15 protein-coding genes are annotated in these 14,146 nt (G+C 65.8%); 8 read left to right on the top strand and 7 right to left on the bottom strand.

The features are described from left to right. Positions 1 to 2: 2 nt before the first annotated feature. Genes WDM86_15380 through cydX form a run of 3 tightly spaced genes read left to right on the top strand, consistent with a single transcriptional unit; the run spans position 3 to position 2,800 of the window. Positions 3 to 1,562: a cytochrome ubiquinol oxidase subunit I gene (locus WDM86_15380; GenBank protein ID MEI9991414.1), complete on the top strand. Its 1,560-nt coding sequence runs from the start codon at positions 3 to 5 to the stop codon at positions 1,560 to 1,562. Beyond that, on the top strand, positions 1,559 to 2,686 hold the full coding sequence (cydB, locus tag WDM86_15375; GenBank protein MEI9991413.1) for a cytochrome d ubiquinol oxidase subunit II: 1,128 nt from the start codon (positions 1,559 to 1,561) through the stop codon (positions 2,684 to 2,686). Before WDM86_15380 ends, cydB begins: the two co-directional genes overlap by 4 nt. 9 nt (positions 2,687 to 2,695) lie before the next feature. Then, complete coding sequence (cydX, locus tag WDM86_15370) at positions 2,696 to 2,800, top strand: cytochrome bd-I oxidase subunit CydX (protein ID MEI9991412.1); 105 nt, start codon at positions 2,696 to 2,698, stop codon at positions 2,798 to 2,800. A 15-nt stretch (positions 2,801 to 2,815) separates the two neighbouring features. Here cydX and WDM86_15365 read toward each other — a convergent pair whose 3' ends face one another. Further along, the gene (locus WDM86_15365; GenBank protein MEI9991411.1) at positions 2,816 to 3,613 is read right to left on the bottom strand and encodes a phytanoyl-CoA dioxygenase family protein; all 798 of its coding nucleotides are present in this window, start codon (positions 3,611 to 3,613) and stop codon (positions 2,816 to 2,818) included. A 2-nt stretch (positions 3,614 to 3,615) separates the two neighbouring features. After that, entirely contained in the window at positions 3,616 to 4,386 is a 771-nt protein-coding gene (locus WDM86_15360) for an SDR family oxidoreductase (protein MEI9991410.1), read from the bottom strand. Positions 4,387 to 4,489: 103 nt separating this feature from the next. Between WDM86_15360 and WDM86_15355 the strand changes: the two genes are divergently transcribed. From WDM86_15355 to WDM86_15345, 3 genes are all read left to right on the top strand, one after another. Further along, complete coding sequence (locus tag WDM86_15355; GenBank protein ID MEI9991409.1) at positions 4,490 to 4,777, top strand: chorismate mutase; 288 nt, start codon at positions 4,490 to 4,492, stop codon at positions 4,775 to 4,777. 72 nt (positions 4,778 to 4,849) lie between these two features. Beyond that, on the top strand, positions 4,850 to 6,037 hold the full coding sequence (locus WDM86_15350; protein ID MEI9991408.1) for an acyl-CoA dehydrogenase family protein: 1,188 nt from the start codon (positions 4,850 to 4,852) through the stop codon (positions 6,035 to 6,037). Between the two features lie 11 nt (positions 6,038 to 6,048). After that, positions 6,049 to 7,179 (top strand): acyl-CoA dehydrogenase family protein, encoded by a 1,131-nt coding sequence (locus WDM86_15345; GenBank protein ID MEI9991407.1) that lies wholly within the window; start codon positions 6,049 to 6,051, stop codon positions 7,177 to 7,179. On the opposite strand, the gene WDM86_15340 is transcribed toward WDM86_15345, so the two are convergent. After that, positions 7,176 to 8,648 carry an ATP-binding protein gene (locus tag WDM86_15340; GenBank protein MEI9991406.1) on the bottom strand — a complete coding sequence of 491 codons (1,473 nt, stop codon included), beginning with the start codon at positions 8,646 to 8,648 and terminating at the stop codon, positions 7,176 to 7,178. The genes WDM86_15345 and WDM86_15340 overlap by 4 nt on opposite strands. A gap of 118 nt (positions 8,649 to 8,766) precedes the next feature. On the opposite strand from WDM86_15340, the gene WDM86_15335 reads away from it, so the two are divergent. Further along, positions 8,767 to 9,564 (top strand): crotonase/enoyl-CoA hydratase family protein, encoded by a 798-nt coding sequence (locus WDM86_15335; protein ID MEI9991405.1) that lies wholly within the window; start codon positions 8,767 to 8,769, stop codon positions 9,562 to 9,564. 4 nt (positions 9,565 to 9,568) lie between these two features. On the opposite strand, the gene WDM86_15330 is transcribed toward WDM86_15335, so the two are convergent. Then, on the bottom strand, positions 9,569 to 10,015 hold the full coding sequence (locus WDM86_15330; protein MEI9991404.1) for an ATP-binding protein: 447 nt from the start codon (positions 10,013 to 10,015) through the stop codon (positions 9,569 to 9,571). Continuing rightward, on the bottom strand, positions 9,975 to 10,964 hold the full coding sequence (locus tag WDM86_15325; protein MEI9991403.1) for a histidine kinase dimerization/phospho-acceptor domain-containing protein: 990 nt from the start codon (positions 10,962 to 10,964) through the stop codon (positions 9,975 to 9,977). The genes WDM86_15330 and WDM86_15325 overlap by 41 nt, the downstream gene beginning before the upstream one ends. Before the next feature lie 124 nt (positions 10,965 to 11,088). Between WDM86_15325 and WDM86_15320 the strand changes: the two genes are divergently transcribed. Beyond that, positions 11,089 to 11,373: a putative quinol monooxygenase gene (locus tag WDM86_15320; protein ID MEI9991402.1), complete on the top strand. Its 285-nt coding sequence runs from the start codon at positions 11,089 to 11,091 to the stop codon at positions 11,371 to 11,373. Positions 11,374 to 11,406: 33 nt separating this feature from the next. On the opposite strand, the gene serA is transcribed toward WDM86_15320, so the two are convergent. After that, the gene (serA, locus tag WDM86_15315; protein MEI9991401.1) at positions 11,407 to 12,984 is read right to left on the bottom strand and encodes a phosphoglycerate dehydrogenase; all 1,578 of its coding nucleotides are present in this window, start codon (positions 12,982 to 12,984) and stop codon (positions 11,407 to 11,409) included. 4 nt (positions 12,985 to 12,988) lie between these two features. Continuing rightward, positions 12,989 to 14,134 carry a phosphoserine transaminase gene (locus WDM86_15310; protein MEI9991400.1) on the bottom strand — a complete coding sequence of 382 codons (1,146 nt, stop codon included), beginning with the start codon at positions 14,132 to 14,134 and terminating at the stop codon, positions 12,989 to 12,991. Between the last annotated feature and the right edge of the window lie 12 nt (positions 14,135 to 14,146).

Here is a 14,146-nt window from a genome sequence, read left to right as displayed (position 1 = left end):
CCATGGACATCGTCCTGCTCTCCCGCCTGCAATTCGCGATCACCGCGCTCTATCACTTTCTCTTCGTGCCGCTGACGCTCGGCCTGTCGGTGATCCTGGTCATCATGGAATGCGTCTACGTCATGACCGGCCGCACCATCTGGCGCGACATGACGAAGTTTTGGGGCACGCTGTTCGGCATCAATTTCGCCATGGGCGTCGCCACCGGCATCACGATGGAATTCCAGTTCGGCACCAACTGGGCTTATTACGCGCATTATGTCGGCGACATCTTCGGCACGCCGCTCGCGCTGGAGGGCCTGATGGCCTTCTTCCTGGAATCGACCATGGTCGGCCTGTTCTTTTTCGGCTGGAACCGGTTGTCGAAGGTCGGCCATCTGGCGGTGACCGCCTGCGTCGCGATCGGCAGCAATCTGTCGGCGCTGTGGATCCTGATCGCCAATGGCTGGATGCAGTTCCCGGTCGGCGCCAAGTTCAATCCCGACACGATGCGCATGGAAGTCGCCGACTTCTCGGCGGTGCTGTTCAACCCCGTGGCGCAGGCCAAGTTCGTGCACGCCGTCGCCGCCGGCTACGTCACCGGTTCGGTCTTCGTGCTGGCGATCTCGGCGCTGTATCTGTTGCAGGATCGCTTCCGCCCGCTCGCGCTGCGCTCGATGACGGTCGCCGCCAGCTTCGGCCTCGCCGCCGCGCTCTGCGTCGTCGTGCTGGGCGACGAGAGCGGCTACACCGCGTCGGCCAACCAGAAGATGAAGATCGCCGCCATCGAGGCGATGTGGGAGACCGAGCCCGCGCCGGCCTCGTTCACCCTCGTCGGCATCCCTAACCTTGCCGGCAAGCGCACCGACTATGCCGTGACGATCCCCTGGGTCCTGGGCCTGATCACCACCCGCTCGGTCGATACCGTCGTGCCCGGCATCAACGACCTCGTGAAGCTCGCGGACCAGCGCATCCGCAACGGGCTGGTCGCCTACGAGGCACTCGCCAAACTGCGCGCCGACCGCGGCAACGCGCAATTGCGCGCGCTGTTGGATGCCCATGTCGCCGATCTCGGCTATGCGCTGCTGCTGAAGCACTTCCGTCCCGATATCGAACACGCCACCGACGCCGACATCGCGCGCGCCGCGGAATCGACGATCCCCAACGTGCCGGTGCTGTTCTGGGCCTTCCGCCTGATGGTCGCCTGCGGCTTCTGGTTCATCGCGCTGTTCGCCGCGGCGTTCTACCTGTCGGCGACGCGCCGGCTCGACCGCTACCGGATCTTTCTCATCGTCGCGTTCGCCAGCCTGCCGCTGCCCTGGCTCGCCGCCGAGCTTGGCTGGATCGTGGCGGAGTACGGCCGCCAGCCCTGGGTGATCGAGGGCGTGTTGCCGACCTTCCTCGGCGTCTCCGGCACCGATGCGCACAATGTGCTGTTCAGCCTGATCGGCTTCGTCGTCTTCTATTCCGGCCTCGCCGTCGCCGACGTCTATCTGATGGTCAAGTACATCCGGCTCGGCCCCGACGAGACGCTCGGCCATCCCGTCGCCGCGCCCGGCGTCCACAGCGAGGTGATCGCATGAGCTACGAACTCCTCCGCCTCATCTGGTGGGCGCTGCTCGGCATCCTCTTGATCGGCTTCGCGGTGACCGACGGCTACGATTTCGGCAGCGCGGCGCTGCTGCCTTTCGTCGCCCCGAGCGATCTGCGGCGGCGCCAGGTGATCAACACCATCGGCCCGTTCTGGGAGGGCAGCCAGGTCTGGTTCATCCTCGGCGGCGGCGCGATCTTCGCGGCCTGGCCGGCGCTCTATGCCGCGTCGTTCTCGGGCTTCTATCTGGCGATGTTCGCGGTGCTGGCGTCGCTGATCTTCCGCCCGCTCGCCATCGTCTATCGCAGCAAGCTGACCAACCCGCTCTGGCGCAACTGGTGGGACGGAACTTTGTTCGTTACGGGGCTGGTGCCGGCGCTGATCTTCGGCGTCGCCTTCGGCAACCTGTTCCTCGGCGTGCCCTTCGGCTTCGACGCGGATTTGCGTTTCCATTCGGATATTACACTGTTGTCGCTGCTCAGGCCCTTCCCGCTGCTCGTCGGCCTCGTCAGCCTTTCGATGCTGCTCCTGCACGGTTCCACCTGGCTCGCGCTGAAGGCGGAAGGGCCGGTCGGCGCGGCGGCGCGGTCGCTCGCGCCGCTGCTGGCCGCGACCTTCGTCGCGCTGTTCGTCATCTCCGGCTTCTGGCTCCTGAGCTTGGACGGCTATGTGATCACCGCGCCCATGGCGCATGACGGCGCCTCCAACCCGACCCTGAAGCATGTGATGCAGACCTCGGCCGGCTGGTTCGCGAATTACTTCGCCCATCCGCTGCTCTGGCTCGCACCCGTGCTCGCCGTCGGCGGCGCGGGGCTGGCCGCGCTTCTCGGACGCCGCCCGCTGCTCGCCTTCCTGTCGTCGGGCCTCGCCGTCGCGGCGACCATCGCCACCGCCGGCTTCGCGCTTTTCCCCTTCCTGCTGCCGTCGTCGAGCGAGCCGAATGCCAGCCTCACCGTGTGGGATGCCTCGTCGAGCAAGCTGACGCTCGAGATCATGCTCGGCTGCGTCGTGCTCTTCCTGCCGCTGGTGCTGGCCTACACCGCCTGGGTCTACCGCGTGATGCGCGGTCCGGTTCACACCAAGGACATCGCCGGCGATCATGGCGGCTACTATTAGGAGACGGTCATGTGGTACTTCGCCTGGATCCTGGGCCTGGGCTTCGCGGTCGCCTTCGCCGTGCTGAACGCGATGTGGATCGAGTTCGACGAAGAGAATCGACCCTCCCCGTGAGCGCGGGTGGCTCGCCTATATGATCCTGAACTGCCGCGTCTCGTCGTCCTGCCGCGCCCGCACGCCGTTGCGGGTCGTATAAGCGCCATCAGGCGCATATTGCAGGATATACGCCTTGCGCACCGAACCCTTGACCAAATTCGGCCCCGTGCGATGCGGCGCCAGGGAGGAGAACGCGATGACATCGCCAACCTTGCCCGGCACGCACACCGCGTCCGGCACGGTCTCCAGGCATTTGAATCCCAGCGGAGTCAGCCAATGCTCCAGCGTGCCCTTCTTGTGCCAACCCGGCGCGATCCAGGGGCAGCCGTTTTCCGCATCCACGTCGACCAGCGGAATCCACAGCGTCAGGTATTGCTGCGGCTCGATGAAGGTGTAGCCGTTGTCCTGGTGCCAGGGGAATTCCTGCGCCTTGCCGGTCTTCTTGTAGACCGACTGGTCCCAATAGAGCCGCACCGCGCCGCCGATCAGGTCGTGGCAGATGGCCTGGATCTTGGGATGCGCCGCGAAGCGCTTCAGCACCTCGGATTTTGTCACCATGTGGATCGTGAAGGTGATGACGTCGGCCTCGGAGATCGAAATACGCCCGCCCATGCCGCGGAGATGCTCTTCCGCCAACGCCTCCAACGGATCGATCGCGGCGGTGACGGCCGCGATGTCCTGCGGCGCGAACACGCCTTCGAGCTTGACGAAACCCTGTTGGTCAAACTGCGCGTACTGCTCCGGCGTCAGCGCCCGCAGATCCTCCGGCGCCGGCATCGACCAGGTGAAGTCCCTGTTGAGCGGATGCGGCTTGATCTCGCGGACGGCCATCCTCAACCCCGCATATAGGTCACGCCGCCGTCGACGATGATCGTGGAGCCGACGACATAGTCGCCGGCGCGGCTGGCGAGGAAGATCGCGGCCCCCGCCATGTCCTCGGTCGTGCCGATGCGGCGGGCCGGGATCACCTGAGACACGGTGTCGCCATGATCCCGCGCCTCGCGGTTCATGTCGGAGGCAAAGGCCCCCGGCGCGATCGCGCTCACCGCGATATTGTCGCGGATCAGCCGCATCGCCATCCGCTTGGTCAGATGGATGAGGCCCGCCTTCGACGCCGCGTAGGAATAGGTCTCCTGCATGTTCACCGAAATCCCGTCGACGGAGGCGATGTTGATCACCTTGGCCAGCCGCTCCTTGGCGCCGGCGGCGCGCAGCGCGTGGTGCAGCGCCTGGGCCAGGAAGAACGGCGTCTTGACGTTCAGGTCCATGACCTTGTCCCAGCCGCTCTCGGGGAATTCGTCGAACTCCGCGCCCCAGGCCGCGCCGGCATTGTTCACCAGGATGTCGAGCTTGCTCTCGTGCTTGAGATAGGCGTCCGCCATCGCTTTGGCGCCGTCTGCGCCCGATGCGTTGGAGGTGATCGCGATGCAGGGTCCAATGCTGGACAGCTCCTTCGCCGTCTCCTCGAGCTGCCCGCCCTTGCGGGCCGAGATGTAGACCTTGGCCCCCTGGTGCAGGAAGCCCTCGGCGATCATCCTGCCGATGCCCCGGGAGCCGCCGGTGATCAGCGCCGTCTTGCCGGCGAGCGAGAATAGGTCCTTCATCGTGGGTCTCCGAAATAGCGTTGGCGGCGATGTTTTACGCTGGCGCTGTTGCTGTCAAACCGCCCCGTCGCTATGAGGAAGGCCGGAAACAGGGGCTTTCGCCATGGTCCATCCCGAGCTGCTGCGGCTGCGCGACAGCATCGACAATATCGACGCCGCGCTGATCCACATGCTGGCCGAGCGCTTCCGCTGCACCCAGGCGGTCGGCGAGTACAAGGCGGCGCACGGCCTGCCGCCCGCCGATCCGGCGCGCGAGGCGCAGCAGATCGCCCGCCTGCGTCAACTTGCGGATACCGCCAAGCTCGATCCCGATTTCGCCGAGAAGTTCCTCAATTTCATCGTCACCGAAGTGATCCGCCACCACGAAGCGATCCGGAAGCAGCGTTCCTGACCCGCCCTTGAAGGGCGGCGCGCGGTCGCTATCATACACTGACAAAAAATCGCCCACCCCCGGGAGCCGTCCATGGACCTTTCCTTTTCGCCCGAAGAAGAAGCCTTCCGCCAGGAGGTCCGCGCCTTCATCGCCGAGGCCAAGCCCAAGCTGCCGAACACGGTCGGGGCGCCCGAAGCGGCGACCCGTTCCAAGGAGGATTACCTCGCTTGGCACAAGCTCCTCTACAAGAAGGGCTGGGTGGCGCCGCTCTGGCCCAAGCAGTACGGCGGAACGGGCTGGAACGTGACGCAGCGTTACATTTTCAACGAGGAAGTCGCCAACGCAGAGATGCCGACCACGCTGCCTTTCGGCCTCAACATGGTGGCGCCGGTGATTTTCACCTTCGGCAATGACGAGCAGAAGCAGAAATACCTGCCGCGCATACTCTCCGGCGAGGATTGGTGGTGCCAGGGCTATTCCGAGCCGGGCTCGGGCTCCGACCTCGCCAGCCTGCGCACCAAGGCGGTGCGTGAGGGCGATTTCTATATCGTCAACGGCCAGAAGACCTGGACCACGCTGGCGCAATACGCCGATATGATCTTCTGCCTGGTGCGCACCGATCCGAACGTGAAGCAGCAGGAAGGCATCACCTTCCTCCTCATCGACATGAAATCGCCCGGCATCACCGTCAAGCCGATCATCGTGCTGGACGGCGCCCATGAGGTGAACGAAGTCTTCTTCGACAACGTCAAGGTGCCCGTCGCCAACCGCGTCGGCGAAGAGAACAAGGGCTGGACCTACGCCAAGTTCCTGCTCGTCAACGAGCGCACCGGCATCGCCGGCACCGCGCGGTCCAAGAAGGCGACGCAGCGGCTGAAGGAGATCGCCCGCGCCGAGACGCTGGACGGCGTGCCGCTGATCGAGGACGAGGATTTCGCACGCAAGATCGCCGATCTGGAGATCGACCTCGCGGCCCTGGAATATACCGAGCTGCGCACCCTGGCGCAGGAATCGAAGGGCCACTCGGCGGGTCCCGAAAGCTCGATCCTCAAGATCCGCGGCACCGAGATCCAGCAGCGCATCACCGAACTGACGGTGGAGGCGATCGGCTACTACGCCTATCCCAACGAGCGCGGTCTCGGCTCGAACGAGTTCATCGGCCCGGATTACGCGCTGGGCGAGGCCGGCCATTATTTCAACATGCGCAAGGCCTCGATCTACGGCGGCTCGAACGAGATCCAGCGCAACATCATCGCCAAGGCCGTTCTCGGCCTCTGAGGAACACGACCATGGATTTTGCCTTCACGGAGGAGCAGACGCTCCTGCGCAATTCGGTCTCGAAATACCTGGCCGACAATTACAAGTTCGAGCAGTGGCGCAAATTCACGCGCGGCGAGGCCGGGCGCGATCCGGGCCACTGGAAGCAGTTCGCCGAGCTCGGCCTGTTCGCCGCGGCGCTGCCGGAGGAATATGGCGGGCTGGGCGGCGGCGCGGTCGAGAACCTCGTGATCCTGGAGGAATTCGGCAAGGCGCTGGTGGTCGAGCCCTATGTGCCGACCGTCGTGATCGGCGGCGGCCTCGTGCGCGACGGCGGCAGCGAGGCGCAGAAATCCGAATGGCTGAACAAGATCGCGGCCGGCGAATCCATCCTCGCCTTCGCCTTCGCCGAACCCAAGGGCCGCTACAATCTCGCCGATCTCACGACCACGGCGAAGAAGCAGGGCTCGGGCTATGTGCTGAACGGCCAGAAGGCCGTGGTCCTCGGCGCGCTCTGGGCCGATACGCTGATCGTCACCGCGCGCACCGCCGGCGGCCAGCGCGAACGCAGCGGCGTCAGCGTGTTTCTCGTCGACAAGAAGGCCAAGGGCATCACCACGCGGGACTATCCGACGGTCGATTCTTACCGCGCCTCCGAAGTCACCTTCGAGAATGTCGAGGTGCCGGCCTCCGCCTTGATCGGCCCGGCGGACGGCGCGCTGCCGCTGGTCGAGAAGGTGGTCGACGAGGCGATCGCGGCGATCTGCGCCGAGGCGACCGGCGCCATGAAGGTCCTGGTCGATACCACGGTCGAATATTCAAAGACCCGCAAGCAGTTCGGTGTGCCGATCGGCAAGTTCCAGGTGCTGCAGCACCGCATGGTCGACATGTTCGTGCAGTACGAGCAGTCGGTCTCGATCACGCTGATGGTGACGCTCAAGCTCGGCGAGAGCGATGCGGAGCGCGCCAAGGCGGCATCGGCCGCGAAGGTGACGATCGGCAAGGCCGGCCGCTATGTCGGCCAGCAGGCGGTGCAGGTCCATGGCGGCATCGGCATGACCGACGAGCTCAATGTCGGCCACTATTTCAAGCGGCTGACCCTGATCGACACGCTGTTCGGCAACACGGACCACCACCTCAAGCGCTTCGCCGCGCTGGGTTAGCCCGCGGCCTTCAGCCGGGCCCGTGCCCGTGCCCGCTCGCGCGGCAGGACGACGGTGATGCGCGTGCCTTCGTTCGGCGCGCTCTGCAGCGTGACGCGGCCGCCATGCGCCTCGGCCAGCCCCTTGACGATGGGAAGGCCGAGCCCCGTGCCCTTGTCGGCCAGGATCGCATCGTGACGGCCTTGTCCGAAGCTCTCGAACACCTTGGCGTGCTCGTCCGGCGGGATGCCGATGCCGCTGTCGTCGATGCCGAAGGCCAGCGAGCCGTCCAGGAGCACGTTCGCGAATGCCGTCACGCGGCCGCCGGGCTGGGTGAACTTGATCGCATTGGACGCGAGATTGACGAGGATCTGCCGAACCGCCCGCTCGTCGGCCAGGACATTGGGAAAGGCGCGCTCGACATGCACCGCCAGGGTCAGGCCGCCGGCCACCGCGCGCGGTCCCATCATGTGCGCGACGTCGTCCATCGACACGCGCAGGTCCAGTTCGGCTTCGCGCAGGCTGAGCCGCCCGGACTCGATCTTCGCCAGATCGAGGATGTCGTTGATCAGCGACAGCAGGTGCTCGCCTGAGCTGTGAATGTAGCCGCCATACTCGGAATATTGCTCCATCGCGGCGGGGCCCATCGCCTTGGTGGCGATGATCTCCGAGAAGCCGAGTATGGCGTTCAGCGGCGTGCGCAGCTCGTGGCTCATATTGGCCAGGAAGGCGGACTTGGCCTGGCTGGCCTGCTCGGCCCGGTTGCGCGCCGCGTCGGATTCGTCCTTGGCCGCCTTCAGGTTGCCGATCAGGCCGGAGCGCTCGTGCTCCAGGAGCAGCATGCGCTCGCGCGTGGTGTAGTTCAGCATCAGATGCGTGCGCATCAATATCCAATAGCCGATCGCCATCCCCGCGATGAGGAGGCCGCCCGAATGGCTCGCGACCAGCGGTATGGCGATGAGGCTGATCAGATAGCTCGGCATCGCCGCCACCGCCGAGGCCAGATGATAGGCGCCGATCGAGGTCCAGGCCGACAGCGAGCAGGCCAGCGCGGTGAACATCACCGCTTCGCTCACGATATTGTCCGGCACCAGAAGATCGAAGCACATCGCGCACCAGACGGCGCTCAGCACCACGGTGAGGCGGGCGAAGGCACGGGCCCGGCGCCGGATGTCCTCGGGCGAATGGTCGGATATCGCGAGCAGCCTTTGGTAATATGCCGTGCCGGCCGCATAGCAGATGGTCAGCGCGCAGGGCCACAGCAGCAGATGCCAGAGCGGAAGCAGATGATATTCCGCGAGCGAAAGCAGCGTCGCCGCGAGCGGGGCCACCAGCATGTTGGCCCAGGTGCCCTTGTGCGCCATGGCGAGCTGCTCGTCGACCAGCCGGAACTCCAACGGCGTCGCGGGAAACAGCGAACGCCGCAGGTCGGCACGGAAGTCCGCGACGGTCCTGACGATCTGTCCGGCCAAGGCGGCGATCGATGCCAACGTCCACTCCGCGATGCGTACCCCCCGCCAGGATGCGCCGCCACCCGTTAATGGAGCTTTTCGCCTCGCGGCCCGAAGAGTGGTAAATCCGCGTTTACGCTATTGGGAGAACAACGCCATGTCCGCCTTGCTGGTCGAGAAGAACGGCTTCGTCGTCACGCTCACGATCAACCGCCCGGAGAGCCGCAATCCGCTGGGCGAGGAGGGCGACGGCCCGCTCTTTGCCGCGGCTTGCGACGCGATCAATGCCGACCGCGAGGTGCGCTGCGCGATCCTGACGGGCGCCGGTTCCGCCTTCTCCGCCGGCGGCAACGTCAAGGCGATGCGCGAACGCTCCGGCAGCTTCGCCGGCGCCGGCGTCCACATCCGCGAGCGCTACCGCACCGGCATCCATCGCATCGTCAAGAGCCTGTGGAATCTCGAAGTGCCCCTGATCGCCGCCGTGAACGGCCCCGCCATCGGGCTGGGCAACGACGTCGCCTGTCTCGCCGACATGCGGCTTGCCGCCGACACCGCGGTCTTCGGCGCGACCTTCCTGCGCATCGGTCTGGTGCCGGGCGACGGCGGCTCCTGGATCCTGCCGCGCACCATCGGCCATGCCCGTGCCGCCGAGCTGTTCTTCACCGGCGACACGATCGACGCGCCGACCGCGCTCGCCTGGGGCCTCGTCAGCCGCGTCGTGCCGGCCGCCACGCTGATGGACGAGGCGCGCGCCCTGGCGGCCAAGATCGTGCGCCAGCCGCCGGACGTGCTGCGCATGACCAAGCGCATGATGCGCGAGGGCCAGAATGTCAGCTTCGACATCATCATGGAGATGTCCGCCGCCTATCAATCCCTGGCGCACCTGACCGAGGATCACCAGGAAGCCGTCGCGGCCTTCTTTGAGAAGCGCCCGGGCGTCTATAAGGGAAGGTGAAGTTCTAGACCGCGACGGCCATCGCAGCGACGACGCGGCCGGCGGGCAGGTACACCATCACCGTTGTGCCTTCGCCGACCGTGCTTAAGAGCTCGATGCGGCCGTCATGCGCCTCGACCAGGCCCTTGACGATGGGCAGGCCGAGGCCCGTGCCCTTGTCGGCGGTGACCACGTCGTGGCGGCCCTGGCCGAAATTCTGGAACACGCGCTCCTGGTCCTCGGGCGCGATGCCGATGCCGGTGTCGCTGATGCCCAGCACGATGCCGCCGTCCTCGCCGGTCCGCGCGAACACGGTGACGCGCCCGCCTTGCGGAGTGAACTTGATCGCGTTGGAGAGAAGATTGAGCAATATCTGCTTGACCGCGCGCTCGTCGCAGCGCGCGCGGGGAAGGCCGCGCTCGATCCTCGTCTCAAGGCTGTTGCCGTTGGCGTCGGCGCGGGGCCGCACCATTGCGGTCGCCTCGATCACCAGCGCCTCCAGATCGAATTCGGCCCTCGCGCAGCGTCCAGCTTCCCGCCTCGATCTTGGCGAGGTCCAGGATGTCGTTGATCAGCGTCAGCAGATGGAAGCCGGAATCGTGGATCAGCCCGGCATATTCGTAGTGCTTCTCCGCCTTGTCCGCGAAAATCCGCGACGTGATCATCTCGGAGAAGCCCAGGATGGCGTTCAGCGGCGTGCGCAGCTCATGGCTCATATTGGCGAGGAATTGTGACTTGGCGCGGCTCGCCGCCTCCGCGGTCTCCCGGGCGCGATCCGATTCCGCCTTGGAGCGCGCCAGCGCGTCGATCAGGTCGTTCGTCTCGTAGCGCAGCAGCAGCATGTCGCGCGCCGTCAGGAATATCTGCCGCGACATGTAGACCATATAGGCGATGTAGAGCACTGCCAGCAGCGCGAGCCCGTCATAGATCGCGCCGCCGTTCTGCAGCGGCGCCAGCACCAGCGAAAGGCCGTAGCAGCCATAGGATACGATCGTCAGGGCCCGGCTCGCGCCGACCAGCGCGCCGTTTCCCGCGACGGTGCAGGCCAGCAGCATGACGACGATCAGGCAGGCGAGATCGTTATGCGGTACCCAAAGGAAGAAGCCGAGCGACGCCCATCCGGCGGCGAACAGGAAATAGGCGGCCACGGCGATCGGCAGGGGCCGGCCGCCTTCCGGCATGCGCGCGCCATAGCTACGCGACACCAGCGCGAGCGGAATGCCGCCGACCACGACAATGGCGAACCACAGGGCGAGGCGTCCGGCCGGCAGCCATTGGTGGAACAGGATGCAGATCACGGCGGCGAGCGCCGGCATCATCCACGCATTGGGCTGAAGGTTACGTAGCGCCATGCCGAGCTGATCCAGCACGAGCTTTTGCTCGCGCGCGCCGGTACTTGTGCTCGGCGGATTGGCGGACATCCCCTTCCCCGGAAGGTGTGACGCCGCGACGATGGGGCAGGGCGGGTTAAATTGGACTAAAGGCGCTTTGCGCTTCGCTAATGGTCGGTTTACCGTCCGTCCGGCTCGACCATTGGAGGACTGCATGGCTATCGGCGTGATCGCGACGATCAAGATCAAGGAAGGCACCAACGAGGCGTTCGAGACCGCGGCGAAGGGATTGATGGCGGCGGTGCGCGCCAACGAACCGGGCAACGAGATCTACCGGTTCTGCAAGGCCGATGCGACGACTTATGTCGTGATGGAGATCTATGCCGACCAGGCCGCGCTCGACGCGCACCGCAACTCCGATCACTTCAAGTCGATCGGCGCGACGTTGGGGCCGTGCATGGCCGGCCGGCCCGACATTCAGGTTCTGGAGACCGTCTAGCACCTCGCAAACGGCGCGGGCTGAGGGGGGCCTTCAGAACGCAATGGCCTTGGCATGGCGGACGTGCGGAATCTTGCGGATCGCGGCAAGCACCTTCTCGTCCACCGCACCATCGACTTCGACCAGGCAGATCGACTCGCCGCCCGGCTCGCCGCGCCCCAGGTTGAAGTTCGCGATATTCACCTTGGCATCGCCCAGAAGCGTGCCGAGCCTGCCGATGAAGCCCGGTTTGTCCTCGTTCACGACGTAGAGCATGTTCGGCGCGAACTCGCCGTCGAGATTGATGTCCTTGATCTGGATGAAGCGCGGCCGCCCGTCGGAGAATACCGTCCCGGCGACGCGGCGCTTCGTGCCGCCCAGATCCACCGCCACGCGGATATAGCCTTCGTAAATGCCCTGGCGCGGCCGGCGTGATTCGGTGATGACGATGCCGCGTTCCTTCGCGACGATGGGCGCATTGACCATGTTCACGCCCGACAGCGTCGGCTTGAGCAGCCCCGCGAGCACGGCCTGGGTCAGCGCGCGCTGGTTCAATTCTGCCGCGACGCCTTCGTAGAGGATCTCCACGCCCAGGATGCTGGTCTCCGTCACCTGGCCGCAGAACGAGCCGAGCTTTTCGGCGAGCGAAATCCACGGGCGTACCTTCTGCGCCTCCGCCGCGGTGATCGCCGGCATGTTGAGCGCGTTGGTGATCGCGCCGGCCAGAAGATAGTCCGAGATCTGTTCGGCGACCTGCAGCGCGACATTTTCCTGCGCCTCGCTGGTCGAGGCGCCCAGATGCGGCGTCGCGATCACCTTCTCGTTGCCGAACAGGATGTTGCTCTTGGCCGGTTCCTCGTCGAACACGTCGAGCGCCGCGCCGGCGACGTGGCCGGAATCGAGCGCCGCCTTCAGCGCCGCCTCGTCGATCAGGCCGCCGCGCGCGCAATTGATGATCCGCACGCCCTTCTTCGTCTTGTTGATCGCGTCCGCCGACAGGATGTTCCTGGTCTCCGCGGTCAGCGGCACATGCAGCGTGATGAAATCCGCCCGCGCCAGAAGGTCCGCGAGTTCGACCTTTTCGACGTTCAGATCCTGCGCCCGCTCCGGCGAGAGATAGGGGTCATAGGCGATGACGCGCATCTTGAGGCCGCGCGCCCGGTCGGCGACGATCGAGCCAATATTGCCGGCGCCGATCAGGCCGAGCACCTTGCCGGTGATCTCCACGCCCATGAACCGGTTCTTCTCCCACTTGCCCGCCTGGGTGGAGGCATTCGCAGCCGGGAGCTCCCGCGCAAGCGCGAGCATCAAAGAAATCGCGTGCTCGGCGGTGGTGATGGAGTTGCCGAACGGCGTGTTCATCACGATGACGCCGGCGGCGGTCGCGGCGGGAATGTCGACATTGTCGACGCCGATGCCGGCGCGGCCCACGACCTTCAGGTTCCTGGCCGCCTTGATGATCTCGGCGGTGATCTTCGTCGCCGAGCGGATGGCGATGCCGTCATATTGGTCGACGATCTTGAGCAACTCGTCTTTCGAAAGGCCGGTCTTCACGTCGGCTTCGACGCCGCGCTCCTTGAAGATGGCGACGGCGGCCGGCGACAGCTTGTCGGCGATAAGGACTTTGGGCATCGGACTAGACTTTCTTCACTTGGCCCCAGGCCCAGTCGAGCCAGGGCGTCAAGGCTTCGAGATCGGATTTGTCGACGGTCGCGCCGCACCAGATGCGCAGGCCCGGCGGCGCGGAGCGGTAGCCGCCGATGTCATAGGCGACGCCTTCTTTTTCCAGCAGCGACGCGATCTTCTTGGCGACCTCGGCCTGGGCGTCGTCGCCGAGCCCCTTGAACCAGGGATCGACGATCTTCAGGCACACGCTGGTGTTGGAGCGCGCGCCTTGTTCGCGGGCAAGGAAGTCCGCCCAGCCGGCCTCGCGGATCCAGCGGTCCAGTACGCCGAGATTGGCCTGCGAGCGGCCGATCAGCGCCTTCAATCCGCCGATGCCTTCCGCCCAACTCAGCGCGTCGAGATAATCCTCCAGCGCCAGCATGGACGGCGTGTTGATCGTCTCGCCCTCGAAGATGCCGTCGACGATCTTGCCGCCCTTGGTCATGCGGAAGATCTTCGGCATCGGCCAGGGCGGCGTGTAGCTTTCCAGCCGCGCCACCGCGCGCGGGCTGAGCACCAGCATGCCGTGCGCCGCCTCGCCGCCCAGCACCTTCTGCCAGGAGAAGGTCGCGACATCGAGCTTGTCCCAGGGCAGGTCCATCGCGAAGGCGGCGCTGGTCGCGTCGCAGATCGTCAGGCCCTCGCGGTCCTTGGAGATCCAATCGGCGTCCGGCACGCGCACGCCGCTGGTCGTGCCGTTCCACAGGAAGACGACGTCATGCGTAGGGTCGGCTTGGGTGAGATCGGGCAGTTCGCCATAGCCCGCCTTGAGGATGCGCGCGTCTTTCAGCTTGAGCTGCTTGACGGTGTCGGTGACCCAGTCCTCGCCGAAGCTTTCCCAGGCGAAGCAGTCCACGGGCCGCGGCCCCAGCAGCGACCACAGCGCCATCTCCACCGCGCCGGTGTCCGATGCCGGCACGATGCCGACGCGATAGTCCGCCGGAATGCCCAGCAGCACCTTGGTGCGGTCGATGGCGTCTTTGAGCTTGGCTTTGCCCGGCTTGGAGCGATGCGATCGCCCCAGCAACGCGCCGTTCAGCGCTTCAGGCGTCCAACCTGGCCGCTTGGCGCAGGGTCCGGACGAAAAAAAAGGCCGTGCGGGTCGCACGGCCGGCATATTCCCGGTCAT

The organism is Rhizomicrobium sp. (assembly GCA_037200045.1).
In the GTDB taxonomy this organism is placed as follows: domain Bacteria; phylum Pseudomonadota; class Alphaproteobacteria; order Micropepsales; family Micropepsaceae; genus Rhizomicrobium.
The sequence above is the reverse complement of the archived record's forward strand: the minus strand, read 5'-3'. Positions and strand labels throughout refer to the sequence as shown.

Excerpts from the sequence above, each read along its gene's own strand:
- serA (MEI9991401.1), bottom strand. The coding sequence starts at position 12,984 with ATGCCCAAAGTCCTTATCGCCGACAAGCTGTCGCCGGCCGCCGTCGCC.
- cydX (MEI9991412.1), top strand. The coding sequence starts at position 2,696 with ATGTGGTACTTCGCCTGGATCCTGGGCCTGGGCTTCGCGGTCGCCTTC.
- WDM86_15330 (MEI9991404.1), bottom strand. The coding sequence starts at position 10,015 with ATGGTGCGGCCCCGCGCCGACGCCAACGGCAACAGCCTTGAGACGAGG.
- WDM86_15325 (MEI9991403.1), bottom strand. The coding sequence starts at position 10,964 with ATGTCCGCCAATCCGCCGAGCACAAGTACCGGCGCGCGCGAGCAAAAG.
- WDM86_15355 (MEI9991409.1), top strand. The coding sequence starts at position 4,490 with ATGGTCCATCCCGAGCTGCTGCGGCTGCGCGACAGCATCGACAATATC.
- WDM86_15335 (MEI9991405.1), top strand. The coding sequence starts at position 8,767 with ATGTCCGCCTTGCTGGTCGAGAAGAACGGCTTCGTCGTCACGCTCACG.
- WDM86_15350 (MEI9991408.1), top strand. The coding sequence starts at position 4,850 with ATGGACCTTTCCTTTTCGCCCGAAGAAGAAGCCTTCCGCCAGGAGGTC.
- WDM86_15365 (MEI9991411.1), bottom strand. The coding sequence starts at position 3,613 with ATGGCCGTCCGCGAGATCAAGCCGCATCCGCTCAACAGGGACTTCACC.
- WDM86_15345 (MEI9991407.1), top strand. The coding sequence starts at position 6,049 with ATGGATTTTGCCTTCACGGAGGAGCAGACGCTCCTGCGCAATTCGGTC.
- WDM86_15320 (MEI9991402.1), top strand. The coding sequence starts at position 11,089 with ATGGCTATCGGCGTGATCGCGACGATCAAGATCAAGGAAGGCACCAAC.
- WDM86_15380 (MEI9991414.1), top strand. The coding sequence starts at position 3 with ATGGACATCGTCCTGCTCTCCCGCCTGCAATTCGCGATCACCGCGCTC.
- WDM86_15360 (MEI9991410.1), bottom strand. The coding sequence starts at position 4,386 with ATGAAGGACCTATTCTCGCTCGCCGGCAAGACGGCGCTGATCACCGGC.
- cydB (MEI9991413.1), top strand. The coding sequence starts at position 1,559 with ATGAGCTACGAACTCCTCCGCCTCATCTGGTGGGCGCTGCTCGGCATC.
- WDM86_15310 (MEI9991400.1), bottom strand. The coding sequence starts at position 14,134 with ATGCCGGCCGTGCGACCCGCACGGCCTTTTTTTTCGTCCGGACCCTGC.